The sequence below is a fragment of the Amycolatopsis kentuckyensis genome (genome assembly GCF_041679295.1).
GTDB classification, from domain to species: domain Bacteria; phylum Actinomycetota; class Actinomycetes; order Mycobacteriales; family Pseudonocardiaceae; genus Amycolatopsis; species Amycolatopsis kentuckyensis_A.
This window is the reverse complement of sequence record NZ_JBGDMD010000009.1, coordinates 316,935-340,873: the sequence shown is the minus strand read 5'-3', so window position 1 is coordinate 340,873 and position 23,939 is coordinate 316,935. Positions and strand designations below refer to the sequence as shown.

24 protein-coding genes are annotated in these 23,939 nt (G+C 70.7%); 14 read left to right on the top strand and 10 right to left on the bottom strand.

The genetic code is table 11. The features are described from left to right. The first annotated feature begins 16 nt into the window (after positions 1–16). The 3 genes from ACERZO_RS35860 to sepH all read left to right on the top strand — a co-directional run bounded on the left by ACERZO_RS35860 (position 17) and on the right by sepH (position 2,856). Complete coding sequence (locus tag ACERZO_RS35860; RefSeq protein WP_372670317.1) at positions 17–679, top strand: response regulator transcription factor; 663 nt, start codon at positions 17–19, stop codon at positions 677–679. Beyond that, complete coding sequence (locus ACERZO_RS35855; RefSeq protein WP_372670316.1) at positions 676–1,824, top strand: sensor histidine kinase; 1,149 nt, start codon at positions 676–678, stop codon at positions 1,822–1,824. Before ACERZO_RS35860 ends, ACERZO_RS35855 begins: the two co-directional genes overlap by 4 nt. Positions 1,825–2,016: 192 nt before the next feature. Next, positions 2,017–2,856: a septation protein SepH gene (gene sepH / locus ACERZO_RS35850; protein ID WP_372670315.1), complete on the top strand. Its 840-nt coding sequence runs from the start codon at positions 2,017–2,019 to the stop codon at positions 2,854–2,856. Here the strand turns inward: sepH and ACERZO_RS35845 are convergent. Genes ACERZO_RS35845 through ACERZO_RS35835 form a run of 3 tightly spaced genes read right to left on the bottom strand, consistent with a single transcriptional unit; the run spans position 2,853 to position 4,660 of the window. Then, positions 2,853–3,206, bottom strand: a complete 354-nt coding sequence (locus ACERZO_RS35845) for an MmcQ/YjbR family DNA-binding protein (RefSeq protein ID WP_372670314.1) — start codon at positions 3,204–3,206, stop codon at positions 2,853–2,855. The two genes, sepH and ACERZO_RS35845, sit on opposite strands and share 4 nt — an antisense overlap. A gap of 24 nt (positions 3,207–3,230) precedes the next feature. Beyond that, positions 3,231–3,842, bottom strand: coding sequence for a DUF2537 domain-containing protein (locus tag ACERZO_RS35840; protein WP_372670313.1), 612 nt, complete (start codon positions 3,840–3,842; stop codon positions 3,231–3,233). Between the two features lie 11 nt (positions 3,843–3,853). Beyond that, positions 3,854–4,660, bottom strand: coding sequence for a TrmH family RNA methyltransferase (locus tag ACERZO_RS35835; RefSeq protein WP_372670312.1), 807 nt, complete (start codon positions 4,658–4,660; stop codon positions 3,854–3,856). 211 nt (positions 4,661–4,871) lie between these two features. Between ACERZO_RS35835 and ACERZO_RS35830 the strand changes: the two genes are divergently transcribed. From ACERZO_RS35830 to ACERZO_RS35810, 5 genes are all read left to right on the top strand, one after another. Continuing rightward, positions 4,872–6,368 carry a glutamate--cysteine ligase gene (locus tag ACERZO_RS35830; RefSeq protein ID WP_372670311.1) on the top strand — a complete coding sequence of 499 codons (1,497 nt, stop codon included), beginning with the start codon at positions 4,872–4,874 and terminating at the stop codon, positions 6,366–6,368. 16 nt (positions 6,369–6,384) lie between these two features. Continuing rightward, complete coding sequence (locus ACERZO_RS35825; RefSeq protein ID WP_372670310.1) at positions 6,385–6,981, top strand: TetR/AcrR family transcriptional regulator; 597 nt, start codon at positions 6,385–6,387, stop codon at positions 6,979–6,981. A 74-nt stretch (positions 6,982–7,055) separates the two neighbouring features. Then, entirely contained in the window at positions 7,056–7,715 is a 660-nt protein-coding gene (locus ACERZO_RS35820; protein ID WP_372670309.1) for a biliverdin-producing heme oxygenase, read from the top strand. A gap of 189 nt (positions 7,716–7,904) precedes the next feature. Next, the gene (locus ACERZO_RS35815; protein ID WP_003088226.1) at positions 7,905–8,528 is read left to right on the top strand and encodes a superoxide dismutase; all 624 of its coding nucleotides are present in this window, start codon (positions 7,905–7,907) and stop codon (positions 8,526–8,528) included. A gap of 104 nt (positions 8,529–8,632) precedes the next feature. Continuing rightward, entirely contained in the window at positions 8,633–9,436 is an 804-nt protein-coding gene (locus ACERZO_RS35810) for an arylamine N-acetyltransferase family protein (protein ID WP_372670307.1), read from the top strand. Between the two features lie 240 nt (positions 9,437–9,676). Here ACERZO_RS35810 and ACERZO_RS35805 read toward each other — a convergent pair whose 3' ends face one another. Together ACERZO_RS35805 and ACERZO_RS35800 are read right to left on the bottom strand one after the other, a co-directional pair. Beyond that, a complete protein-coding gene (locus ACERZO_RS35805) occupies positions 9,677–10,933 on the bottom strand; it encodes an MFS transporter (protein WP_372670415.1) in 1,257 nt (418 codons plus the stop codon). A gap of 116 nt (positions 10,934–11,049) precedes the next feature. After that, the gene (locus tag ACERZO_RS35800; protein WP_125307987.1) at positions 11,050–11,481 is read right to left on the bottom strand and encodes a MarR family winged helix-turn-helix transcriptional regulator; all 432 of its coding nucleotides are present in this window, start codon (positions 11,479–11,481) and stop codon (positions 11,050–11,052) included. 100 nt (positions 11,482–11,581) lie between these two features. On the opposite strand from ACERZO_RS35800, the gene ACERZO_RS35795 reads away from it, so the two are divergent. Further along, a complete protein-coding gene (locus tag ACERZO_RS35795; protein ID WP_372670306.1) occupies positions 11,582–12,163 on the top strand; it encodes a hypothetical protein in 582 nt (193 codons plus the stop codon). On the opposite strand, the gene ACERZO_RS35790 is transcribed toward ACERZO_RS35795, so the two are convergent. Further along, complete coding sequence (locus ACERZO_RS35790) at positions 12,164–13,633, bottom strand: NCS2 family permease (RefSeq protein WP_372670414.1); 1,470 nt, start codon at positions 13,631–13,633, stop codon at positions 12,164–12,166. Positions 13,634–13,715: 82 nt separating this feature from the next. On the opposite strand from ACERZO_RS35790, the gene ACERZO_RS35785 reads away from it, so the two are divergent. After that, a complete protein-coding gene (locus ACERZO_RS35785) occupies positions 13,716–13,943 on the top strand; it encodes a DUF2530 domain-containing protein (RefSeq protein WP_155544164.1) in 228 nt (75 codons plus the stop codon). Here ACERZO_RS35785 and ACERZO_RS35780 read toward each other — a convergent pair. Both ACERZO_RS35780 and ACERZO_RS35775 read right to left on the bottom strand, forming a co-directional pair. Further along, positions 13,940–16,822 carry a sacsin N-terminal ATP-binding-like domain-containing protein gene (locus ACERZO_RS35780; protein WP_372670305.1) on the bottom strand — a complete coding sequence of 961 codons (2,883 nt, stop codon included), beginning with the start codon at positions 16,820–16,822 and terminating at the stop codon, positions 13,940–13,942. The genes ACERZO_RS35785 and ACERZO_RS35780 overlap by 4 nt on opposite strands. After that, positions 16,746–19,250: a DUF3027 domain-containing protein gene (locus ACERZO_RS35775; RefSeq protein WP_372670304.1), complete on the bottom strand. Its 2,505-nt coding sequence runs from the start codon at positions 19,248–19,250 to the stop codon at positions 16,746–16,748. The genes ACERZO_RS35780 and ACERZO_RS35775 overlap by 77 nt, the downstream gene beginning before the upstream one ends. A 51-nt stretch (positions 19,251–19,301) precedes the next feature. Here ACERZO_RS35775 and ACERZO_RS35770 point away from each other — a divergent pair, with 51 nt between their 5' ends. The 3 genes from ACERZO_RS35770 to ACERZO_RS35760 are packed head-to-tail and all read left to right on the top strand — an operon-like array spanning position 19,302 to position 22,514. Continuing rightward, positions 19,302–20,069, top strand: a complete 768-nt coding sequence (locus ACERZO_RS35770) for a glutaminyl-peptide cyclotransferase (protein WP_372670303.1) — start codon at positions 19,302–19,304, stop codon at positions 20,067–20,069. A gap of 49 nt (positions 20,070–20,118) precedes the next feature. Further along, positions 20,119–22,026, top strand: a complete 1,908-nt coding sequence (locus ACERZO_RS35765) for an MFS transporter (RefSeq protein ID WP_372670302.1) — start codon at positions 20,119–20,121, stop codon at positions 22,024–22,026. Between the two features lie 11 nt (positions 22,027–22,037). After that, on the top strand, positions 22,038–22,514 hold the full coding sequence (locus ACERZO_RS35760) for a DUF2771 family protein (protein WP_372670301.1): 477 nt from the start codon (positions 22,038–22,040) through the stop codon (positions 22,512–22,514). Between the two features lie 9 nt (positions 22,515–22,523). On the opposite strand, the gene ACERZO_RS35755 is transcribed toward ACERZO_RS35760, so the two are convergent. Then, positions 22,524–22,910, bottom strand: a complete 387-nt coding sequence (locus ACERZO_RS35755; RefSeq protein ID WP_013230216.1) for a cold-shock protein — start codon at positions 22,908–22,910, stop codon at positions 22,524–22,526. 131 nt (positions 22,911–23,041) lie between these two features. Between ACERZO_RS35755 and ACERZO_RS35750 the strand changes: the two genes are divergently transcribed. After that, the gene (locus ACERZO_RS35750) at positions 23,042–23,278 is read left to right on the top strand and encodes a hypothetical protein (protein ID WP_372670300.1); all 237 of its coding nucleotides are present in this window, start codon (positions 23,042–23,044) and stop codon (positions 23,276–23,278) included. Here the strand turns inward: ACERZO_RS35750 and ACERZO_RS35745 are convergent. Continuing rightward, positions 23,275–23,892, bottom strand: a complete 618-nt coding sequence (locus ACERZO_RS35745) for an HAD family hydrolase (RefSeq protein ID WP_372670299.1) — start codon at positions 23,890–23,892, stop codon at positions 23,275–23,277. The two genes, ACERZO_RS35750 and ACERZO_RS35745, sit on opposite strands and share 4 nt — an antisense overlap. Positions 23,893–23,939 lie beyond the last annotated feature (47 nt).

The window sequence follows — 23,939 nt, the reverse complement described above, 5'->3', positions numbered from 1 at the left end:
TGCGCAGACTGGGCGGGTGCGCGTGCTGGTGGTGGAGGACGAACGGCTGCTGGCCGACTCGGTCGCGGAGGGGCTGCGGCGGTTTTCGATGGCCGTCGACGTCTGCTACGACGGCGAACAGGCCCTCGAGCGGGTGGGCGTGCACAGCTACGACGTCGTGGTCCTCGACCGCGACCTGCCGAAGGTGCACGGCGACGCCGTCTGCGCCGCGGTCGTCGAGGCCGGCGGCGAGGCGCGGGTGCTGATGCTGACCGCGGCCGCCGACGTCACCGACCGCGTCGCCGGCCTGGGCCTCGGCGCCGACGACTACCTGACGAAGCCGTTCGCGTTCGCCGAGCTCGTCGCGCGGGTGCAGGCGCTGTCGCGGCGCGCGCGACCGGCATTGCCGCCGGTGCTGGAACGCGACGGCGTCGTGCTCGACCTGCCGCGGCACCAGGCCGCCCGCGACGGCCGGTTCCTGTTGCTCTCGCCGAAGGAGTTCGCCGTGCTGGAGGTGCTCATGCGGGCCGAGGGCGCGGTGGTCAGCGCCGAAGACCTGCTGGAGAAGGCTTGGGACGAGCACGCCGACCCGTTCACGAACGCGGTGCGCGTCGCGGTGATGACGTTGCGGCGCAAGCTCGGCGACCCACCGGTGATCGAGACGGTCCCCGGTGCCGGCTACCGGTTCGGCACGCCGTGACCACGCTGTCGGTCCGGACGAAGCTCACAGCCTGGTACGGCGGGCTGTTCCTGCTCGCCGGGCTGGTCCTCGTCGTCCTCAACTACCTGCTGGTGCAGAGCGAGCTGCCGGACCCGGCCCGGGTCGCCTCGACGACGATCGGCTCGGCCGACGCGCTCTACGGCGTCCAGGCCGGCACGGTCGTCGGCTCCCCGGGCGTGGCGGTGCGGCTGCTCAGCGGCTCGCTGGAGGACTACCGCTCGTCGACGCTGTCCACGCTGGTCGTGGGCTCGGCGATCGCGCTGGTGGCGACGGCGGCGCTGGCCGTGCTGTTCGGCTGGCTGATGGCGGGCCGCGCGCTGCGGCCGCTGCACGACATCACGTCGGCGGCGCGTCGGCTGGAGGCCGGCAAACTCGACCGGCGGATCAACCTGGAGGGCCCGCCCGACGAGCTGAAGGAGCTGGCGGACACGTTCGACGGCATGCTCGACCGGCTCGCGGAGTCGTTCGACAGCCAGAAGCGGTTCGTCGCGAACGCGTCCCACGAGCTGCGCACGCCGCTGGCCGTGCAGCGGACGCTGGTCGAGGTGGCGATGGCCGACCCCGAAGCGGCGCCGGAGCTGAAGAAGCTCGGCACGCACCTGCTGCACACGAACGAGCGCAGCGAACGGATGATCGAGGGCCTGCTGGTCTTGGCTCGCAGCGACCGCGGCCTGCAGGCGCGGGCGCCGGTCCGGCTCGACGAAGTGGTGGCGACGGTCGTCCGCGCGACCGCGGCGTCGGCGAAGGCGGCCGGGGTGACGGTCGAGACCCGCCTGCGGCCGCGCGTGGTGGCGGGCGACCCGGTGCTGCTCGAGCGGCTGGTGACGAACCTGGTGGTCAATGCGATCACGTACAACGCCGCGGGCGGCTGGGTGCACGTCGAGGTCCGCGGCGATCCGGCCCTCGAGGTGCGGAACTCGGGGCCGGTGGTGCCACCAGAGGCCGTGCCGACGCTGTTCGAGCCGTTCCGCCGGGTGGGGTCGGAGCGGACGGGCGACACGCGCAACGCGGGTCTGGGGTTGTCGATCGTGCGCTCGGTGGCGACGGCGCACGGCGGCTACGCCGACGCCCAGCCCGGCCGGCGCGGCGGGCTCACCGTGACGGTCCGCCTACCGCCGTCGTGATCCACTCGATCGTGACTTACCGTGTCCGGCGTGTCACCCGGTGGCCGCCGACCTGGGTCGTCGATGATGCGGGGGTCGCTAAGTGAACAGTGGGCAGTTCGATGCGGACTCGGCGCGCCTCGCACGTCAAGCCGACGCGCCGTTCTAACGTGGGCACCCACAACGGTGAAGAAGATCGGGGAGGCGAGAACAATGCGGGCGCTGCGAGTGGTCGGGCTGCACGAGGACGGGAAGTCCATCGTGCTCGAAGACCCGGCGAGCCGTACTCGTTTCCTGCTCCCGGCTGATGAGCGACTGCGCGCGGCGGCGCGGGGTGACATCACCCGCCTCGGCCAGATCGAAATCGAGTTGGAGAGCCAGATGCGGCCACGCGAGATCCAGCAGCGCATCCGCGCCGGCGAGTCCGTCGAGCAGGTCGCCGCCGGCGCCGGTATCTCGACGCAGCGCGTCGAGCGCTACGCCTACCCCGTGTTGCTCGAGCGGTCCCGTACCGCGGAGCTCGCGCAGAGCGCCCACCCGGTTCGCGAAGACGGCCCCGACGTGCAGACGCTCGGCGAAGTCGTCGCGTACGGCTTCGGCGTCCGCGGGCACGACTACTCGCAGGCCACCTGGGACTCCTGGAAGGGCGACGACGGCCGCTGGGTCGTCGTGCTGCGGTGGAAGGCCGGGCGGTCGGACAACCGCGCGCACTGGGCGTTCTCGCCGGGGGCGCACGGCGGCACGGTCGTGGCGCTCGACGAGAACGCCGAGGTCCTGCTCGACCCGAACGCCTACCGCGCGCCCCGCACGGTCCGCGCCCTCGAACCGGCCCGCGAAGCGGAGTTCCAGCCGACGCTGGACTCGGTCGAACCGGAACGCGCCGAGCTGCCGGCCGCCGAGCCGGACCCGGACGACGACACCCGCGAGATCCCCCGCGTCCCGGCGGATCCGGAAGAGGACCACGCCGAGCCGCGGCCGAAGGCCAAGAAGAATCACCCGATCGTGCCGTCCTGGGAGGACGTGCTGCTCGGGGTCCGCTCGCAGCGCGGCTAATCCAGCCGCGCGGCGAGCGTCTTCGGCGCCACCTGCCGGTAGGCCTCCCGCACGATCCGGTCGATCTCGCCCCAGTCGACGTCGACGTCCAGCCGCACGCCCAGCCACCCGCGGTGCCCGACGTAAGCCGGCCGGAAGAACCGTTCGGGCTCGGTCCGCACGAGCTCTTCCTGCACCCCGGGCGGCGCCGGGCACCAGAAGGCGAGCCGGCCGTCGCCGTGGTGGTCGTTCTGGAACATGACGAGGGTCTTCTTGCCGCGCACGAACCAGGTGGGTGCGCCGTGGCTGAGGCGCTCGGTCACTTCGGGGAGGGCGAGGCACAACTTCCGCAACGCGTCCAGCTGCCGCATCGCGTCAGATTACGAGCGCACGCGTCAGAAGGCGATCACCAGCACGCCGACCCACGCGATCACGACGCCGCCCGCCGCGCCGTACGCGGCCCACCGCAGGATCGGCGTGCGGCGGATCAGCCACAGCGACGGCGTGATCCCGGCCGTCACGACGACCGACGCCACCAGCGCCAGCCAGCCGCTCGTCTCCCGGGCCAGCGTCGACGCCAGCGCCAGCATCGCCACCACGACCACGGCGGCGATGAACGCCGACACCGTCAGCCCGGTCAGCCACGGCGTCGGTTCCCCGGGCGGCCCCGGCGGCCCGAGCACGGTCTGGACGAACTTCCGGCCGGGCGCGCCTTCGCGCGGAGGCGGCTCGACGACCGTGTCGGCGCCCGTCACCGGGTCCACGAACCGCACGGTCGTGCCCATCACCGACGCGAGCCGGCCGGCCAGCTGGCGGCCGCGCTGCGAAACGACCGCGCCCGCTTCGGCCCCGGAGCCGGCCGAGACCGCGGACGCCACGCGCGCCCACTCGTGCAGGGCCTGCGCCAGGTCGGCGCCGATCGCGAGCTTGTGCGGGTCGACCTCGCGCGCCTGTTCCCCGCCCGGTCCGGCCAGCACGGCGCGCTCACCGCGGATCCGCAGCTCCATGAACCGGAACCTTAGTCGGCCCGCGCCAGTTCGTAGAAGGCCACGGCGGCGGCCGTGGCGATGTTGAGGGAGTCGACTCCGGCCGGCATGGGTATCCGGACGGCGTGATCAGCCGCCGCCAGTGCCGTTTCCGTCAGCCCGGGACCTTCGGCGCCGAACAGCAGGGCCACCCGGCCGGGCGCGTGCGCGCGCAGTTCGCGCAGCGGGATCGAACCCGGCCGCGGCGTGAACGCGGCGACGGCGAACCCGCGCGCCCGCAGGTCGTCGAGGCCGCCGGGCCAGTCCGCGAGGTGCCCGAACGGCACGCGCAGGACGTGGCCCATCGACACGCGCACGCTGCGCCGGTACAGCGGGTCGGAGCAGCCGGGGCCGAGCAGGACGCCGCCGACGCCGAGCGCGGCCGCGTTGCGGAACAGCGCACCGAGGTTTTCGTGGTCACCGACGCCTTCCAGCACGGCGATCGTGCCCGTGCCGTCGACGACTTCGGAAACCGTCAGCGGCGCCGGCCGGTCCGCGACGGCGAGGACCCCGCGGTTGAGGTGGAAGCCGACGATCTCGGCCATCGTCTCGGCGGACGCCGCGTACTGGGGCACGTCGAGCCCGGCGAGGTCGTCCGCCAGCTCGGCGAACCGCCGTTCGACGCCGAGCAGCGCCCGTACCGGGTACCGGGACGCCAGCAGCCGGGCGACCACGACGGTGCCCTCGGCGATGACGAGTCCCTTGCCGCCCGGGCGGTCCGGACGGCGGTCCGCTGTGGACAGGTCGCGGAAATCGTCGACGCGCGGGTCGTCGATTTCGTCGATGTGGATCACGCCCATCCGCCCAGTCTGTCACCCGCTTGCCGGGCGCTTCACTGGTCCGAACGTCGAACGGCGACTGGTACGAACGGGGGGATTTTGCTGTCGGTTAACTCGTCGTGACGGAGAGCACCAGTTTGGCCGCTAGCCCGGGTGCATCGGCTGTGTAACGGTTGTCCGCCGGGGCCTGAAACACGTCCTAGTTCCACGCCGACGAAAAGCAGGGATGGTCATGGGGATGGACCTCGCGGGTCAACCGAGCACGCTGGACCGCGGGAGGTACCGCCGCAAGGTGCAGCGTTGCCTGGACACGTTGGCCCGCATGCTCACCGACGGCAGCTTTTCGTTCCCCCGCAAGAACATCGGGCTCGAGGTGGAGCTGAACCTCGTCGACCGCGAGCTGCGCCCGTCGATGACGAACACCGCCGTGCTGGAGGCGCTGGACGACCCGTCGTTCACCACCGAGCTGGGCCAGCACAACATCGAGCTGAACGTGCCGCCGCGGCCGCTGGCCGGCGATTCCGCCCTCCAGCTCGAAGACGACCTCCGCGCGTACCTCACGACGGCGGCCTCGAAGGCCCGCGACACCGGATCCCAGCTGGCCATGATCGGCATCCTGCCGACGTTGAAGCACGACCACTTCGACCAGAAGTGGCTGACCAACAAGGCCCGCTACACGACGCTGAACGACCAGATCTTCGCCGCGCGCGGCGAACGCACGGTGCTCGCGATGGAAGGCGCGGCGCTGCCGGGCCGGCAGCCTGAACGCCTGCGCAGCTACGCGGAGTCGATCCTGCCGGAGGCCGCCTGCACCAGCGTGCAGCTGCACCTCCAGGTCGCGCCCGAGGAGTTCGCGGCGCACTGGAACGCGGCGCAGTGCCTGGCCGGGCCGCAGATCGCGCTCGCGACGAACTCGCCGTTCCTGCTGGGCAAGGCACTTTGGCACGAAACGCGCATCCCGCTGTTCCTGCAGGCGACCGACACCCGGCCCGAGGAGCTGAAGAACCAGGGCGTGCGGCCGCGCGTCTGGTTCGGCGAGCGCTGGATCACGTCGATCTTCGACCTGTTCGAGGAGAACGTCCGCTACTTCCCCGGCCTGCTCCCGGAAACCGACGCCGAAGACCCGATCGAGGCGCTCGACGCGGGACAGGCGCCGAAGCTCACCGAGCTGCGCATGCACAACGGGACGATCTGGCGCTGGAACCGCCCGGTGTACGACGTCGTCGACGGCCTGCCGCACCTGCGCGTGGAGAACCGGGTGCTGCCCGCCGGGCCGACGGTCGTCGACACGGTCGCGAACGCGGCGTTCTTCTACGGCGCCCAGCGCGCGCTCGCCGAGGCGGAACGCCCGGTGTGGAGCCAGATGTCGTTCCAGGCGGCGGAGGAGAACCTCTACGCCGGCGCCCGCCGCGGCTTCGAGGCGCAGCTGTACTGGCCGGGCATCGGCTGGATCCCGCCGGACGAGCTGGCGCTGCGCGTGCTGCTCCCGCTCGCCCACGAGGGCCTGCGCCGCTCCGACGTCTCCGACGAAGCCCGCGAGCGCTACCTCGGGATCATCGAGCGGCGGTGCCTCGCGCGGCGGACGGGCGCGACCTGGCAGCGTGACTACGTCTTGCGCGCGCAGGAACGCGGGCTCGACCGGGAAGAGGCGCTGAACCGCATGCTGGGCCGCTACTTGGAGCTTTCGGAGTCCGGCGAGCCGGTGCACACCTGGCAGCTCGGTGATTGAGCGCTAGCCTGAGCCGATGCCGAAGATTCTCGGTGAGTCGCTGGAGGCGCACCGGCGCGAAGTCCGCACGCGGGTCTTCGAAGTCCTGCGCGCCCAGCTCTACGAACGCGGGTTCGACGCGATCACGCTCGCCGGCGTCGCCTCGGCGGCGGGCGTCGGCCGGACCGCGCTCTACAACCACTTCCCCGACAAGGAAAGCCTGCTCGTCGCGTTCGTCGAGGACGAGGCGGCGCGGTACGTCACGCGGCTGACCGAAGCCGTCGAAGCGCAGGCCGACCCGGTCGGCCAGCTCGCGACGTTCGTCCGGCTCCAGCTGCGCGTGCTGGCCGAGTTCCACATGCCGCCGGGGACGGCGCTCGCGTCGGCGCTGGCGCCCGCGGCCTACCGCCGGATCAGCGCGCACGCCGACCCGATCACCGACCGGCTGCGCGCGATCCTGGCCGGCGGCGTCGACCTCGGGCGCTGGCCCGCCGAGGACCCGGACGTCCTGATCCCGATGATCACCGCCGCCCTGGGCAACCGGGCGCTCGTCGACGGGCCCCCCGAGCAGCTGGAAGACGTCGTCGAAGCCGCCGTCCGGTTCGTGCTTCGCGCCGTCGGAGCGTCGGTTTAGGGTAGCCTAACCCAGAAATATGCCCTACGATCTTTCTGACAGCGTGTCAGATCGATCGCCGGGAGGCCTGCCCCATGACGGTGACCACGGACGCTCGCCCGTTCTCGGCGACCCTGCGCGCGTCGACGCTCGAGGTGCACGAGAAGGCGAACTACTCGACGTACATGCGCGCCCTGCTCGGCGGCGAGCTGACGCAGGAGGGCTACACCCAGCTCGCGATCCAGTACTACTTCGTCTACGGCGCGATCGAAGCGGCGAGCGACCGCATGGCGGGCGACCCGGTCGGCGGCAAGTTCGTCTTCGACGAGCTGCGCCGGCTGCCGAACCTGGAGCGCGACCTGGCCCACCTGGTCGGCCCGGACTGGCGCTCGACGATCTCGCCGCTCGCCTCCACCCAGGCGTACGTTGCGCGAGTCGAGGAAGCGTCGTCGTGGGCCGGCGGGTACGTGGCCCACCACTACACGCGCTACCTGGGCGACATCGCGGGCGGCCAGGCCATCCGGCGGCTGCTGGAGCGCCAGTACGACGTCGCCGAGGCGGGCACGCTCTTCTACCACTTCGAGGGGATCGGCAGCGCCCCGCGGTTCCGCGATCAGTACCGCGCGAAGCTGGACAACGCGCCGTGGGACGAGGCCGGCCGCGCGCGGGTCATCGACGAGACGCTGGTGGCGTTCGAGTGCAACGTCGCCGTCTTCGACGAGCTGGCCCTGCGCCTCGACGAGTTCCGTGCCTGATCTCACAGCTCGTTGACCTCCAGTTAAGTCGAGGTAGCAGGCTCGGTTTCGGGTGGCGGACCCTCGGGTACGCCACCTACGGAGCCGCCGTCCCACGCAGTGACGGCCACCCGCCCCCGCTCGCCGCGAGGGGTGGTGTGCTACTAGGTTCGGTACCGGAAACTTGTGTCGAAGACAGAAGGAGGGCCAATGGCCCGCTACGAGCTGCCCGATCTCGACTACGACTACGGCGCCCTCGCGCCGCACATCTCCGGCGAGATCAACGAGCTGCACCACAGCAAGCACCACGCGACCTACGTCAAGGGCGCGAACGACACGCTCGACAAGCTCGAAGCCGCCCGCGAAGCGAACGACTTCGGCTCGATCGTCGGCCTGGAGACCACGCTGGCCTTCAACCTGGCCGGCCACGCCAACCACGTCGTGTGGTGGAAGATCCTGTCGCCGGAAGGCGGCGACAAGCCGACCGGCGAGCTGGCCGCGGCGATCGACGAGGCGTTCGGCTCCTTCGACAAGTTCAAGGCGCAGTTCACCGCCGTCTCGACCACGATCCAGGGCAACGGCTGGGGCGCGCTCTCCTGGGACCCGATCGGCAAGACGCTGATCACCCAGCAGCTGCGCGACCACCACAACAACCTGATCCTGCCGACCGTGCCGATCCTGCTGGTCGACGTCTGGGAGCACGCGTTCTACCTGGACTACAAGAACGTGAAGCCGGACTACGTCAAGGCCCTGTGGAACATCTTCAACTGGGCCGAGATCAGCAAGCGGTTCGACAACGCGGTCGCGGGCGGCAACGGCCTGCTGCTCGGCTGAGTTCTTCGCGCGAACGGGGTCCTTCCTGCGGGAAGGGCCCCGTTTTTCGTCGGCGGGTGAAATCGCTTGACCTCGAGTGCGGTCGAGGTGTTTGAGTGGTCGTCATGGATGTCGACGCGTACCTGAACCGACTCGGCGTCGCGTGGCCGGCGGAGCCCGACCTCGCGACGCTGCGCCACCTTCAGGAACGGCACCTGGCCGCGGTGCCGTTCGAAAACCTGAGCATCCACCTCGGCGAGCCGATCGAGCTGACCGAAGACGCGTTGTTCGGCAAGATCGTGCGCCGTCGCCGCGGCGGGTTCTGCTACGAGCTCAACGGCCTCTTCGCGGCACTGCTGCGTTCGCTGGGGTACGACGCTTCGCTGCACGCGGCGCAGGTGTTCCGCCCGGACGGCACGCTCGGCCCGCCCCTGGACCACGCGGCGATCGTCGTTTCCCTGGACGAGGACTGGCTGGTCGACGTCGGCTTCGGCCGATTCTCCCGGCACCCGCTGCGGCTGTCCGGCGTGGACGCGCAGTCCGATCCGGACGGTGAGTTCCTCGTCCTGGACGCACCCCACGGCGACCTCGACGTCCTGCAGGACGGCAAGCCGCAGTACCGGTTGGAACGCCGTCCGCGCCCGCTGTCGGACTTCATCCCGATGGCGTGGTGGCAGTCGACGTCCCCGTCGTCGCACTTCACGAAGTCGTTGACGTGCTCCCGCCCGACGTCCCAGGGCCGCGTGACGCTCTCGGGCGATCGCCTGATCGAGACGGTCGACGGCGTGCGGCACGAAGTGGTTTTGGAGTCCCAGGCGGCGATCCGGCTGGCGTATCGCGTCTACTTCGGCCTGGCACTGACCCGGCTGCCCACGCCACCGGGTGAGAGTCCCTTGACGAGCGGCGAACTCAGCCCGACACTGCCGTGAAGTGAACGAAGCCCCGGCCTGGGTTCCCAGGGCCGGGGCTCCGTCCGTTCCCGAACTGACTGCCGCTCCCACCACGAAGCGGACATGTATGAGGTTAGCCTAACCTCATCTCTCCCGGCAAGGGGTCTCATCCAGAGACCCCGATCTCACCCTTTCGAGTGACACCGGGGTCTCTGGATCGCCATTTTTGTCGGTGGGCGCCGCTACGGTCGCGCTGTGAACACGAACCGATACTCGCCGTCAGACCTTCGCCCGCTTGAGCACCCGAAGCCCGAACCCGCGCTGAACCGGCCAGGAAACCCCACCCCGCCGGATCAGCACCACCGCGCACACGACCGCGGCCACCGCCGAAACCGCCCCGCCGATGTAGAAGGGAGACCGCCCGCCGAACGCCTGCGCCATCCACCCCACCATCGGCCCGCCGATCGGGTTGCCGCCGATGAGCACCAGCACGTACAGCCCCATCACGCGGCCGCGCATCTCGGGGCTGACCGACGTCTGCACCAGCGCGTTGGCCGTGTTGAGGAACGTCATCGTGGCGAAGCCGAGCGGGATCAGGCCGAGGCCGAACGTCAGGTACGTCGGCATGAACGCCGTGATCAGCTCGAACACGCCGAGGAAGAACGCGGACACCAGCATCAGCCGCACCCGCGGCCGGCCCTTCGTGCCGCGGCGGGCGGACATCACCGCGCCGGTGAACGTGCCGACCGCGACCAGCGTCGACAGCAGGCCGTAGCCGTCGGCCGCGGTATGGAAGACGTTCGCCGCGACGATCGGGAGGGAGCTGAAGTACGTGATGCCGAACGTGCTGACGAACAGCACCAGCACCATCACCGTCATCAGGTCCGAGCGCCGCCGGACGTAGCGCAGGCCCTCGACCAGCTGCCCCTTTTCGCGCGGCACCGCCGCGACGCGGAACAGCTTGTCCGGGTTCATCAGGACCAGCCCGATGATCACCGCGATCGTGCTCAGCGCGTTCGCGATGAACAGCCAGCCGGTGCCGATCCACGTGATCGCGAACCCGGCGATCGCCGGCCCGACGATCCGCGCCATATTGAAGATCGACGAGTTGAGCGCGACGGCGTTCGCGACCTGGTCGCGGCCCACCATCTCGGCGACGAACGACTGCCGCGTCGGCACTTCGAGCGCGGCCGTCACGCCGAGGGTGAAGCACAGGACGTAGACGTGCCACAGCGCGGCGATCCCGCTCAGGTCGAGCACGCCGAGGACGACGGCCTGCGAACACGCCGCCACCTGGATCCAGGTCAGCAGCCGCCGCTTGTCGACACGATCGGCGAGGACGCCGGCCCACAGCGAGAGGAACAGCGTCGGCGCGAACTGCAGCGCGACGGCGATGCCGAGGGCGATCGGGTTGTTGCCACTGAGGGTGAACACCAGCCAGTCCTGGGCGATGCGCTGCATCCAGGTGCCGATGTTCGAGATGACCTGGCCGGTGAAGAACAGCCGGTAGTTTCGGACGCGCAGCGAGGCGAACATGCTGCGGCGTGGCTTCGGCTGGGACGGTGGCGAGGCGGACGGCGGTGAAGCCGTCTCCCGGGTAGCAGTGGTCTCGATCGAACGCTTCGTCTCGCTACCCGTGGCCGTCACCGTGGTTAGTTCCCCGCCATCCTGTCTATGATTTCGGCGGCTTTCGAGAGCACTTCGCGCTCTTCGTCGCCGAGTTCCGCCAATTGCCGGTCCAGCCACGCCTCCCGCACGGAGATGGCCTTGCGAACGTAGGCCAGCCCGCTCTCGGACAGCTCGACGATGGCTTGCCTGCCATCGGTCGGGTGGGGGCGCCGCTCGACGAAACGCATCTCCTCGAGCGCGGCGATCACCCTCGTCATCGAGGGCGGCTGGACGCCTTCCTTCGCGGCGAGCTGCCCCGGGGTCAGCGCACCGCACTTGTGCAAGGTGGACAGCGCGGCGACCTGAGTCAGCGTGAGGTCGTCCCCGACGCGCTGTGCCCGCAGCCGGCGGTTGAGCCGGACCACCGCGAGACGCAGACGGCTCGCCAAGGAGCGTTCGTGCGTGTCGCCGGACATATAGTTAGCATACCTTACGAAACTTCGGTCGAATGGGTGATCTCCACCGCAACCCCCGCGAACCCCGTGCGTCCTCTCCTCGGAGAAGCCTGGGGGTCAGATGAACAAGAAGCTGGTGGGCTCGGCCGTGGTCGGCGCGGCGGTCCTCGCGATCGTGGTGGCCCAGCTCGCGGGCGGCGGCGACCCACCACCCGCGGCCGCCCCGCCGACTGCCACGGCACCACCGAGCACGCAAGTCGGCCACCTGCAGGTCTACCGGTCGCCCGACGCCGCCGACGGCGGCGGCTGGGACTTCGAGATCCCGGTCCCGGACTGGGCGGTGGCGAACGTCGACGAGCGCGCCACCCGCACCGATCCGACCGGCCAGCTGGTGCTGGAAACAAACCGGATCCCCCTCACCCAGGAGGATCCGGTCAGCGGCCTGCGCGCCCTGGAGCACTCCGCCCACCACGAGTCCGGCTACCACCTCACGTCGGTCGGCGAGCACGCGCCGGTCGGCGGCTGCGACGCCGCCGAGTGGGACTACACCTACGACCGCGCCGGGGTCGCGCGGCAGGTGAGCCTGGTCGCCGTGGGTATCGGCGACACCATGGTCACCATCGGCTTCGACGCGCCCTTGGCGGACTTCGCCGCGAACCGGTCCGTCCTCGACCGCGCCCTCGAAGTCAGCGACGCGGGCTGATCAGCGGAACGCCGCCTGGAGCGGCCCGACCGCGAAGTAGGCGACGAAGGCCAGCGCGATCACCCACATCAGCGGGTGAACCTGGCGGGCCTTGCCGGTGGCGGCGCGGATCACGACGTAGCTGACGAAGCCGGCGCCGATGCCGTTGGCGATCGAGTAGGTGAACGGCATGACGACGATGGTCAGGAACGCCGGCAACGCGATCGAGTAGTCGGTGAAGTCGATGTCGCGGACCTGCGACATCAGCATCGCGCCGACCACGACCAGCGCCGGCGCGGCCGCCTCGACCGGCACCACCTGGTAGAGCGGCGTCAGGAACATCGCGGCGATGAACAGCACGCCGGTGACGACGTTCGCGAGCCCCGTCCGCGCGCCTTCGGCGATGCCGGACGCCGACTCGACGAACACCGTGTTCGAGCTGGCCGAGCCGAAGCCGCCCGCCGCGCCCGCGAGGCCCTCGACGAACAGCGCCTTGCCGACGTTGGGCAGCTGGCCGTCCTTCGGCAGCAGGTCGGCCTCCTTCGCGAGACCGGTCATGGTGCCCATCGCGTCGAAGAAGTCGGCCAGGACCAGCGTGAACACCAGCAGGCAGACGGTGATGATCGGCAGCCGCGTCCAGGCGCCGAACGAGACGTCGCCGACCAGCGAAAGGTTCGGCAGGCCGACGACCTGGTCCGGCAGCGCCGGGTAGCCGAGGTTCCAGCCCTTCGGGTTCGTGCCCTGCGACGGCCCGGCCTTGACGATCGCCTCGACGACGATGGCCAGCACGGTCGACGCCAGCACGCCGATCAGGATCGCGCCCTTGACCTTGCGCACGACCAGGATGCCGGTGAGCAGCAGGCCGACGACGAACACCGCGGTCGGCCAGGAGGCGATGGAGCCGTTGATGCCCAGGCCGACCGGGACGGTCGTGTGCGCGGCGTCCGGCAGCCGGCGCACGAACCCGGCGTCGACCAGGCCGATCAGGCAGATGAACACGCCGATGCCGACGGCGATCGCGGACTTGAGCGCGGCGGGCACGGCCCGGAAGACCGCGGTCCGGAAGCCGGTGAGCACCAGCAGGACGATGATCACGCCCTCGATGACGACCAGGCCCATCGCCTCGGGCCAGGTCATCTGCGGGGCGATGGTGACCGCGACCAGGCTGTTGATGCCGAGACCGGTCGCGATGGCGAACGGGTAGTTCGCGACCAGGCCCATCAGGATGGTCATGACGCCGGCGACGAGCGCCGTCACCGCGGCGACCTGCGGCACGGGCAGGATGCCGCCGAGGAGGTCCTTGTGCGCGCCCGCGTCGTCGGCGGAAAAGCTGCCGATGATCAGTGGGTTCAGCACCACGATGTAGGCCATCGTGACGAAGGTGACCAGGCCGCCGCGCAGCTCGCGCGGGACGGTCGAACCCCGTTCGGTGATCTTGAAGAACCGGTCCAGTGTGGACGTCCCGGTGCGGGTCGTCTCCTGCTCCGCCATTGGCCTGCCCATTCTGTCGCTGCTGCGGAGTACCCTTCACCACGTGAGTGAACCGATCAATCCACCGGAGGTTACGGGCTCGTTGCGGCACACGCCGGAGCTGCCCAAGAGGCTGACCGACCTGACGCCGGTGGTGATCGTAGGCACCTCGATCTGGGCTGTCGCGCTGGTGGTGCTCTTCTTCACGACTTCGGGGCTGTGGGTGCAGACGGCGCTGTCCGGGTTCGTGCTCGGGTTCGTCGGCCTGGCGATCATCGGCTGGCAGCGCGCCGCCGCCCGCCGGGGCTCGAAGTCGGCCCAGCGGCTCTAAGCCAGCAGGGTCCGCGGCGAGGGGTCGTCGAGGAGCGCCGTGATGAGGTGCCGGTCCGGCCAGCGGCCGGCCGCCCAGGCGAACGCGCGGGCCAGGCCTTCCGAGGTGTCGGCCGCGTGCAGCCGGCCGTCGGACCACCACTGGACGTCGTGCTCGCCGCCCTGGATCCGCACGGTGAGCGGGTCGTGCACCAGGACACCGCCCTCGGGCAGCCGGACGCCCAGCTGGTCCGCGACGAGCTTCAACGCGGGCAGCTCGGCCCACGGCGCGTACTCGCCTTCGCTGGTGACCTGGGCATCTTCGGTGCTGGCGAGCGGGAGGTCGAGCAGCGTGGCCAACCGGTCAGCGTCTTCCGGGGCGACGAGGTACTGGTCGGGCGCCAAGGCCCCGGCAACCCACGGCACGTCGAGGACGAGTGCACCGTCCACAACGGACCCATCGGCGGCCCGAACACCTTCTGGCGGCTCAGGTTCGAACCCGGACTCGACGACGGCGTCGTAGGCGCGGGTGGCCAGTCCGGGCGAGACCGTCCGATCCGGATCCCCGAGCCGCTTCAGGACGTCGGCGGCCTCGTCCACACTGGACAGGCCGAGGTCGGTCCGCACACCCGCTGCCCGCAGAAGATCTTCGCTCAGGCCGAGGTCCGGAACCTCGTCGTAAAGACCGGCCAGATCGGCGCCGGCCAGCCGCCATTCGTTCGGCGCGAGCCCCCCGAGCACGGCGTACTGCGCGATCCACCACCGCGCATGCCCCTGCGGCGCACGCAGGGCATGCCAGGTCTCGGGCCGCGCGGCAAGCAGCCGCAGGGCTGCGGGCCAGGAGTCATCGGCAACGAGGTCGAGGTCCCGGACTGCGACGAGTGTTGACGGCGGCTCGGATAGCGAGTCCCACCAGGCTTCCTCGTCGGGCAGATCGTGGTCGGGTTCGTGCGGTTCGTCATCGACGACGAGCGCGAACGAGTCGAGCACCCCGGCAGCTTCGAGTGTGCTTTGCGGCCAGTCCTCGGCGAAGTCCTCGTCGAGGACGTCGAGCGCGCCGTCTTCCTCGAAGACTTCTTCGTCGAAGACGTCCAGCAGCGGCGACGTCGGCAGCACCAGTTCGTCGGCGCGTCGCCAGGCGTCGGTGGCAGGCAGGGCTAGAGCGCCAACCCAACGCGGGGCGTCGTCCCCCCAGTCGGCGATCAGTCGAAGAACGGCACCCGCGAGAGTTGTACCGTCCAATCCGGACCGGACGTCCTCAACACTTCGCTCGACGGCGTCGCGAAGCTGATCGGCATTGAGCAGCTCACGGGCGTCAGCCTGCTTGGCACCCAACCGTTCCAGCAGCGGATGCGACGCGACGGGGTGCACCAGTCGCAGCCCAGGAATGTCCACATCGGACAGCAGTTCGAGCAGCTCAGCCGAGCCCTCGACGAGCAGACACCCTCGCGCCCCAGGCAACGTCCGGCCGTCGGAGAGCGGAACGGGCAGGCCATCCAGCCTCTCACTCGCGAGCGCGTGAGACTCGACAGCCTTGGCGAGCGCCGCGTAGACGTCGTGCCACCAGGTCGGTTCCCGGTCGGTGCCGGTAAGCGTTTCCAGCACCTCTTCGATGCTGATCACTTGAACGGCAACGGCTTTCAGCACACTGGCCGGCGCGGCGCCCTTGATCAGCCCTGGAACGACGTCAGCGATGAGCTCAGGAAGCCCCTCGACATCGACGTCGAGAACTTTCGCCTGCCTACCGGCGACGTCACGACCATCCTGAGTGGACAGCCAAGGTTCGACGCTGAGGCTGGCGACGACTTCGTCGCGCAGCTGTGCGTCCACAGTAGACTTCGGAAACCCGGGCGCGGGCACGAGCGCGAACCGCTGTTCAGCCGGCAGCAACCTCACCAGCTGCACGTACTCGGCAGCGGCGTTCTTGAGCGAGGCGGTCAGCTCAGCCCCGGGAAGCGCCCGACGACGCGACGGTTCGACCGGAACGGAAGCAAGAAGTCTTGCGGGCAGCGAAAGCCCGTCGTCGGTCGGGGTGGGAGCGTGGAGAACGTCTTCGTCGAGAGGCTTCGGAAGACCGTGCTGGTCAACCGGAACAGCCCAGACGACGTCGCCACGATGAGTCAGCCACCGGGTTTCCCTTCCCGGACCCCGAATCTCGACAACATCACCGTGGTCCTGCCGAGTCCAAACGCGACCGTCCACATCGGCCTCGTTCAACCACGGCAGGGCAAGAAGAAGATCGCCGATGTCCTCGGCAAGCTGATCGAGCAGAGCCCGCCCGTCGACGTCATCCCTGAGCGGCAGCCGAACTTCGGTGTCAAAGCCTTCCGGAACCTCAGCCGTCACCGGCCAGGGCAGCCGGAGAACAGGAACCTCGCCTTCGGTTCCCACGGCTTCACGAGTCTTCTCGGAGGAGAAGAGGACCCCACCGCTCGTCGAAACCACGGTGGGCGCATCGGAAACGGTGCGAACAGCGGCAAAACCAACACCGAAGCGCCCAACTGTGTCACCGGTCTTACCGGAGGCCCGCAGCGAGGCAAGGGAGGCAACACCCCTGGCGTCGAGGGGAGCACCGGTGTTGGCGAACCGAAGTTCCCGATCCACAAGGGACACCCGGATCTTCCCAGGCGTCCCCTGCGCCATGGCGGCATCGGCGGCATTCTGGGCAAGCTCGACGAAGAGCCGATCCCGATAGGCCCCAACGCGCAAATCCCGCTCGACGTTGGTGTCCTCGGTCAGCCTCGTGGGCGAGTCCCGCCAGGCGCGCAGGGTGGACTCACGGAGCCGCGCGGTACCAAAAGGATCACCGGCGGCCCCGTCGAGATCAGAGATCCCGCTGCTCACGAGCGGCTTCACCAGGGGTATCGATCCGAGCTTGAGCCTCATCAGCAGCGTCCGCATCGGTCGGCGCGGACTCACCCTCACCGGCCCCGGCCTGGTGGGGCTCCGCCTCAACGGCATCGTGCTGAGCAGACGCCACCTCACCAGGCACCGTGGTCAGACCAGTTTCGCTCCCATCAGCGGCAACCGGTTCACCCGTCTCGGTGACCACAGAGTCGGTGAGGGCAGCGGCAGGCAGCTCCTCGACAGGCTCAGCCTCACCCGCAGCCGGCTCGGCAACCGCGTCGGTCACCTCAGCCTGGCTCAGCTCAGCACCAGCGGGCTCACCCGCAGCAAAATCGCCCGGCGCCGAAGCAGACTCACCGACCTCCGCGGCAGTCACCTCACCCTGGCCCGGCTCAGCCGCAGCAACATCACCCTGCAGGGGTGCCGACTCACCGACCGCAGTTCCACCGGCCTCCGACTCAGCAACGGCAGGCCCACCCACCGCAACATCACCCGGCGCCGATTCACCCGCCGGAGACTCACCGGCCTCCGGCCCGGTCACCTCAGCCTGGCTCGGCTCGGCCACGGCAGTCTCGGCAACCGCATCGGTCACCTCAGCCTGAGTCGGCTCAGGCACAACCGGCTCGCCGGCCGCAGCGTCACCCTGCGCCAGTTCACCCGCGCCGGACTCAACCACCGCGGGCTCCGCCACCTCAGCCTGGGACGGCTCGGCCGCAACCGGCCCGCCCGCCACAACGTCGCCTTGGGCCGATTCACCCGTAGCGGACTCAACGGCGGCGGGCTCGGCAACCGCATCGGTCACCTCAGCCTGCGTGGGCTCCGCCTCGGCCGGCTCGGGAACATCAGTCTCGACGGGAGCCTCGGCCGCTTCCGGCTGGGCAGTTGCATCGGCTTGAGCCGGCTCAGCCTCCACCGGCGCGGCAACCTCGGCCGCCTCTGGCTCGGCATCGGCAACGGCCGCGCCACTGTGCTCGGGCTCCGTCGCCGCTGCCTGTGGCTCAGCAACCGCATCGGCCTGCGCCGCGACCGGCTCGGACTCCGCTGCGCCCTCGGCAGCAGCCACCTCGGCCTGCGGCGACCCGACCTCGACCGGCTCCTCCGCCACGTCGGTCTGCGCGGCCCCGGCTGCAACGGGCGCTTCGACCTGCGCCGATTCGGGCTCGGCAGCCGCAGCCTCCGGCTCGGCATCCGTAACGGCCGCGGCAGTGTGCTCGGGCTCCGTCACCGCTGCCTGCGGCTCAGCAACCGCATCGGTCTCCGCCGCGACCGGCTCGGCGGTCGCAACCTCGGCCCGCTCCTCCGCCACATCGGTCTGCGCGGCCTCGGCCAGCTCGGTTCCGGCGGCAACGGGAGCTTCCACCTGCGCTGATTCGGGCTCGGCAGTCGCAGCCTCCGGCTCGGCGATCGCGCTGGCCGCCTCAGCCGCTTCCGGTTCGCCAACCACGCCGGCCGCTTCCGCCTGCGCCGACTCCTCCTCAACCGCGATCGGCTCCGCAACCACGCCGACAGCCTCGGTCTGGGCCGACTCAGGCTCGGCCGCAACCGTCTGCGCCGACTCCCCGTCAGCCGCAACCGCATCCGCCACCTCGACCTGCACTGCCTCAGGCTCGGCAGCAACCTCAGCCGCCTCGGTTGCGAGGTCCAGCTCCACCTCCGCCGGCGACACATCCGACTCCGCGACCGCCGTCTCCGGCTCGGCCGCCGCTGTCTCCGTCACCTCCGACGGAACCGGCGTGAAGTCCAACAACGAATCGTCGTAAACCAGCTCCGCCACCGGGACCGACGAAGTCACCTCGACCTCGACCTCCGAGTGCGCTCCACACCCGTACTCGACGTCCACCACATGCCCGTCCGCCGGGGCGATGTCGTTGCTGCACACCCCGAACACCCCGCGCAACGAACCCGCCAGCGGCACGAAGAACCCGCACGTCCCGCACACGTCCGGGGCGCTGCGGGCCATGTCCGACCGGGGGCCGAACTCGCCGCCGTGCCAACGCGCCGCTGCCTCCGTGCGGCCGAAGCGGGACAACACGTGGACCCGGCCCAGGCCCGCTTCGCGCGAGACCTCCTCCACCGCCGGGTCGTCCGACTGCAGGTACGCCGGGGCCAGGCGGGGGTCGTTCTCGTCCGTCGGGAAGATGTCGCCGACGCCCAGGTCGCCCGCGCGGACCCGGCGCTCCCACGGCACCCACGCCGGGGCGATCAGCGCCGACGGGCCCGGCACCAGGACGACCTCGCTGACCGTCACCGGCTCGTCGTCGCCAGCCAGGGCCACCGTCACCGACCAGCGCCAGCCGCGGTACCCGGGGACCTGGGCCTCGAACAGGTGACTCGCCGTGACCGCGTCCTCGCGCGTGACACCCACGTGGGTGCCGATCTGCTCCTCGGGGGTTTCTTCGAGCACCGCCGCGCGCGCGAACTCCACCGCATCGGCGAGCTTGCGCTGCACGGAACCGTCGTCGAGGGTCAGCAGCAGCGTCATGCGGCCAATTGTGCCGCACGCCTCCCCGGCGCCCGTGCCAGGCTGTTCATCGTGCGCACGCCGATCGTCACCACCCTGCTGGCAGCCGCCGCGCTGAGCGGCTGTGCCGCCGCCCCCGCCCAGGAGACCGCCCCCGAACAGCTCACCGTCCAGGTCGTCACGACCCTGCCGCACGACCCCACCGCCTTCACCGAAGGCCTCGAGTTCGCCGGCGACACCCTCTACGAGAGCACCGGCCTCGCCGGGCAGTCGACGCTCACCGCGGGCCCGCCCGGCGGCCCGCCCACCACCAAAGCCACCCTCCCCGCTCCGCTCTTCGGCGAAGGCGTCACCGTCCTCGGGCCGAAGCTCTGGCAGCTCACCTGGCAGGACGGCGTCGCCATCGAACGCGACGCCAAAACCCTCGCCGAGCTGCGTCGCGTCAAGTACGACGGCGAAGGCTGGGGCCTCTGCCACCAGGAGAACGGCCGGCTCGTGATGAGCAACGGCTCGTCCAAGCTCACCTTCCGCGACCCGGCGACCTTCGCCGTCACCGGGAGCGTCGACGTCGGACGCGACCAGCTCAACGAGCTCGAATGCGTTGGCGGCGACGTCTACGCAAACGTTTGGCACACCGACACCGTCCTGCGGATCGACGCTGCCACCGGGCACGTCACCGGGACGATCGACGCAGGTCAGCTGCGTGCTCAGGTGAACGCAACCGGCGCCGAGGACGTCCTCAATGGCATAGCGGCCGTTCCCGGCACCGACGAATATCTGCTCACCGGGAAGCAGTGGCCGGTCACGTTCCGGGTGAGGTTCGTCCCGAAGAACGCGTAAAGCACGGATGAGCAGGCGGAACCGACCCCCGGTAAGGCAGGATTGAGACGTGGCACTCTTCGGCTCCCGCTCCGACGGCTCCGGCTCGCAGCCGCGCGGCCGGAAGTCGAAGCGACGCTGGACGCCGGAGCCGGGCGCCGGCCAGGCCAAGCCGTGGCGGGAAGCCGTCGCGCCGCAGCCGACCCGCGTCGAGCACCGCAGCGCCCCGCCGCCCACCCGCGTCGAACGGCCCGCGCCGTCGCGAGGCGAGTACTACGACGGCCCGCCGCGCGCCGCGTACTACGACGCGAACGAGGCCCCGACCGCCGCCGCGCCCACCGGGCACCGGCCGCCACCCCCGCCACCACGCGGCGCGCGGCCGTACCCGCCGCACGACCCGAACCGCACCGAGCCGGTCCGCCGCGAGCCGCCCGGCTTCTACCAGGGCGAACGCCGCCCCGGCAGCGGTGAGTACGAGCACTACGACACCGGCGGCTACGCGGGCGAGCCGCGCCCGCCGGAGCCGGCAGCCCAGCCCCTGCCGCCGCGGGAAGAACCGCGGACGCCGGGTGGCACGCCGAAGCTGCCGAAGAAGATCACCGTCACGCGGGTCGCGGCGATGCGCAGCCGGCAGCTGACCGGCCAGGCCGTCGGCGCCTTCCAGCGCGCGACGAAGGCCGACGGCGCCGAAAAGTCCGGCCTGACCTCGCTGACCTACGCCGTGATGCTGAACTACGCCAGCGACGCGGCGATGGCGATCGCGCTGGCCAACACCCTCTTCTTCGCCGCGACCAGCGGTGAGAGCAAGGGCAAGGTCGCGCTCTACCTGCTCATCACGATCGCGCCGTTCGCGCTGGTCGCGCCGGTGATCGGGCCGGCGCTCGACCGCGTGCAGCGCGGCCGGCGGCTGGCGATGTGCGCGTCGTCGGTCGGCCAGGGGCTGATGGCCGTCGTGATGGCGCTGCACTTCGACGACTGGCTGCTCTACCCGGCCGCGCTCGGGATGATGGTGCTGTCCAAGTCGTTCACCGTGCTCAAGGCCGCCGTGACGCCCCGGGTGCTGCCGTCGGAGATCACGCTCTCCAAGACGAACGCCCGGCTGACGACGTTCGGCCTGGTCGCCGCGGGCGCGTTCGGCGCGCTGGCCAGCGGCATCAACGCGATCTCCGGGTCGGCGGGCGCGCTGTGGTTCACGGCGCTGATCTGCGTCGCCGCCGCCGTGCAGTCGATGCGGATCCCGGCCTGGGTGGAGGCGACCGAGGGCGAGGTCCCGACGTCGCTTTCCGCGCACCCGACCGAGAAGAAGCGCCGCCAGCCGCTGGGGCGCCACATCGTCGTAGCCCTGTGGGGCAACGGCTCGGTGCGCGTCCTCACCGGCTTCCTCATGATGTTCGCCGCGTTCGCGGTCAAGGCCCAGACCGAAGGCAGCGGGCAGACGCCGTTCATGCAGCTGCTGCTGCTCGGCGTGATCGGCGCCGCGGCGGGCGCCGGCGGTTTCCTCGGCAACGCGCTGGGCTCGCGCCTGCACTTCGGCAGCCCCGACCAGGTGATCGTCGGGTGCGTGGCGGGCTGCGTGCTCGCCGCGCTGGTCGCGACGATCCTGCCCGGCCTCGCGACGGCCGCGATCGTCGGCCTGATCGGCGCGACGGCCAGCGCGCTCGCCAAGATCAGCCTCGACGCCGTCATCCAGGAAGACCTGCCCGAGGAGTCGCGCGCGTCGGCGTTCGGCCGCTCGGAGACCGTGCTGCAGCTGGCCTGGTGCCTGGGCGGCGCGGTCGGCCTGCTGCTGCCGCCGACGTACTGGATCGGCTTCCTGGTGATCACGATCGTGCTGGCCGTCGGCCTCACGCAGACTTACCTGGTGCGCCGCGGCGGTTCGCTCGTGCCGGGCCTCGGCGGCGACCGGCCGCTGCGCCCCGAGCCGACCGGCAGCTTCCCGGCCCAGGGCCTGCCCAGGGACCCGGCACCCCGCCGGTAGGCTCCGGAACCATGCGACGTTCCCGGGTGGTGGCCCTGCTTGCGGCCGGTGGGTTCGCGGTGGCCGGCTGCTCGGCACCCGGCCCGGCCGAGGTCACGTTCTACGCCGACGGCCACACGATCAACACCACGCCGGTGCTCTCGTGCGACTACTCCCAGCAGCTCGCGCAGCCGTGCAGCGCCAAGGGCGACACGCGCACGCTGAAGGTCCGCCCGGGCAAGCCCGTGCAGATCTCCGTGCCCGGCGAGGTCGCCGAAGCGCCGTGGCAGATCGTCTACGAGTACGTGACCCCGCAGGGCGAGTACAAGCAGAGCGACCCGATCCCGTTCACGTCGCTGGACCGCTACGCCTACACCGTGACGCCGCCGACGCCCGCCGACCGCATTTCCGCGGTGGACGTGCAGAAGTACACGGCCGTGCTCAACTCGAGCACCGGCGAGTCGGGCCTGCTGCCCAGCGACGTCTGGGGCCTGCGCCTGGAGGCGTAGGGATCTGCTTTAGGGATCGATGTCCCGGGCGACCGCGCGCATGATCTCGGCGATCTGCTTGGTGTGCTTGCGGTCCGGGTAGCGGTTGCGCCGCAGGTCCGGCTGCACCTTCAGCTCGAGGAGCTTGATCATGTCCTCGATCAGGCCGTGCAGCTCCTCCGCGGGGCGACGGCGCGCCTCGGCGACGGACGGCGGCGGGTCGAGCAGCCGGACGGAGAGCGCCTGCGGCCCGCGACGGCCGTCGGCGACGCCGAACTCCAGCCGCTGCCCGGCTTTGAGCCCCTCGACGCCCTGCGGCAGCGCGGCCTTGCGAATGTAGACGTCGGCGCCACCGTCCTGCGTGACGAACCCGAACCCCTTCTCCGCGTCGTACCACTTGACCTTGCCGGTCGGCACTTCCCTCACCAGTCCTTCTGTGTCCCGCTCACGACGAACGCGCCCGGGGGCGTACCCAGGGCGCGCTGGGTAAAGGGTATCTCGCCACATGCCCTGGGGAGAAGTCGATACCGCCGGATACCCTCTGCTCCATGAGTAAGGCGACGAAGGAGGCCGCCGTGGCCGCCACCGGCAAACCGTTCCTGATGCGCGTCGGCATCGGCTTGTTCGGCATCGGCATGCTCGCGGTGCTCACCGTGTTCATCCTGTTCGCCGCCGGCCTCGAGAACCTGCCGATCTGGCTGTCCGTCGGCGCCGGTGTCGTCACGCCCCTGGGCCTCCTGCTGGGCTTGATCGCGCTGGTCCGCGAGGCACGCGCCAAGAACTAAGGTACGGCCGCGAACGTCTTCTCGAACCACTCCGGGAACTCCGTCAGCGAGTCGAACACCACCTCCGCTCCTTCGCTCAGCAGGAGCGTGCGGTCGCACGGCCCGGTGGTGACGCCGACCGCGATCGCCCCGGCGGCCAGCGCGCCGCGGATGTCACCCGCGTGATCTCCGACATACACGCGCGCGTCGTGCGCCAAGAGCGCCTCGGCCTTCCGCGTCGACCACAGCTCGCCGACGACTTCGTCGACGTCCAAGCCGAGCGCGTCCACGTGCAGTTGCGCGTTGGGCCCGTACTTGCCGGTGACGACCAGCGTGCGCCCGCCCGCGGCCCGCACCGCCCGGAGCGACTCGACCGCGCCCGGTAGCGCGACCGTGCTCGGCACGACCACTTCGGGGTACATCGCGCGGAACCGGTCGACGAGCCCGGGGATGCGTTCTTCCGGAGCTTCGAAGCCGCGCAGGATGTCGTCGAGTGGCGGGCCGAGGTTGGCCGCGAACGCGTCGCCGTCCAGCGGCAGGCCGGATTCGGCGCCGAGCGCGTTCATCGCCGCGGCCATGCCCGGCCGCGCGTCGATCAGTGTCATGTCGAGGTCGAACCCCACCGTGATGCCCACGACCGACACGTTAGCCGGAGGCACCGACAGTTTTACACATCAGCCGA

Excerpts from the sequence above, each read along its gene's own strand:
- sepH (WP_372670315.1), top strand. The coding sequence starts at position 2,017 with ATGCGGGCGCTGCGAGTGGTCGGGCTGCACGAGGACGGGAAGTCCATC.
- ACERZO_RS35845 (WP_372670314.1), bottom strand. The coding sequence starts at position 3,206 with ATGCGGCAGCTGGACGCGTTGCGGAAGTTGTGCCTCGCCCTCCCCGAA.
- ACERZO_RS35840 (WP_372670313.1), bottom strand. The coding sequence starts at position 3,842 with ATGGAGCTGCGGATCCGCGGTGAGCGCGCCGTGCTGGCCGGACCGGGC.
- ACERZO_RS35835 (WP_372670312.1), bottom strand. The coding sequence starts at position 4,660 with ATGGGCGTGATCCACATCGACGAAATCGACGACCCGCGCGTCGACGAT.
- ACERZO_RS35830 (WP_372670311.1), top strand. The coding sequence starts at position 4,872 with ATGGGGATGGACCTCGCGGGTCAACCGAGCACGCTGGACCGCGGGAGG.
- ACERZO_RS35825 (WP_372670310.1), top strand. The coding sequence starts at position 6,385 with ATGCCGAAGATTCTCGGTGAGTCGCTGGAGGCGCACCGGCGCGAAGTC.
- ACERZO_RS35820 (WP_372670309.1), top strand. The coding sequence starts at position 7,056 with ATGACGGTGACCACGGACGCTCGCCCGTTCTCGGCGACCCTGCGCGCG.
- ACERZO_RS35815 (WP_003088226.1), top strand. The coding sequence starts at position 7,905 with ATGGCCCGCTACGAGCTGCCCGATCTCGACTACGACTACGGCGCCCTC.
- ACERZO_RS35810 (WP_372670307.1), top strand. The coding sequence starts at position 8,633 with ATGGATGTCGACGCGTACCTGAACCGACTCGGCGTCGCGTGGCCGGCG.
- ACERZO_RS35805 (WP_372670415.1), bottom strand. The coding sequence starts at position 10,933 with ATGTTCGCCTCGCTGCGCGTCCGAAACTACCGGCTGTTCTTCACCGGC.
- ACERZO_RS35800 (WP_125307987.1), bottom strand. The coding sequence starts at position 11,481 with ATGTCCGGCGACACGCACGAACGCTCCTTGGCGAGCCGTCTGCGTCTC.
- ACERZO_RS35795 (WP_372670306.1), top strand. The coding sequence starts at position 11,582 with ATGAACAAGAAGCTGGTGGGCTCGGCCGTGGTCGGCGCGGCGGTCCTC.
- ACERZO_RS35790 (WP_372670414.1), bottom strand. The coding sequence starts at position 13,633 with ATGGCGGAGCAGGAGACGACCCGCACCGGGACGTCCACACTGGACCGG.
- ACERZO_RS35780 (WP_372670305.1), bottom strand. The coding sequence starts at position 16,822 with ATGCGGACGCTGCTGATGAGGCTCAAGCTCGGATCGATACCCCTGGTG.
- ACERZO_RS35775 (WP_372670304.1), bottom strand. The coding sequence starts at position 19,250 with ATGACGCTGCTGCTGACCCTCGACGACGGTTCCGTGCAGCGCAAGCTC.
- ACERZO_RS35760 (WP_372670301.1), top strand. The coding sequence starts at position 22,038 with ATGCGACGTTCCCGGGTGGTGGCCCTGCTTGCGGCCGGTGGGTTCGCG.
- ACERZO_RS35750 (WP_372670300.1), top strand. The coding sequence starts at position 23,042 with ATGAGTAAGGCGACGAAGGAGGCCGCCGTGGCCGCCACCGGCAAACCG.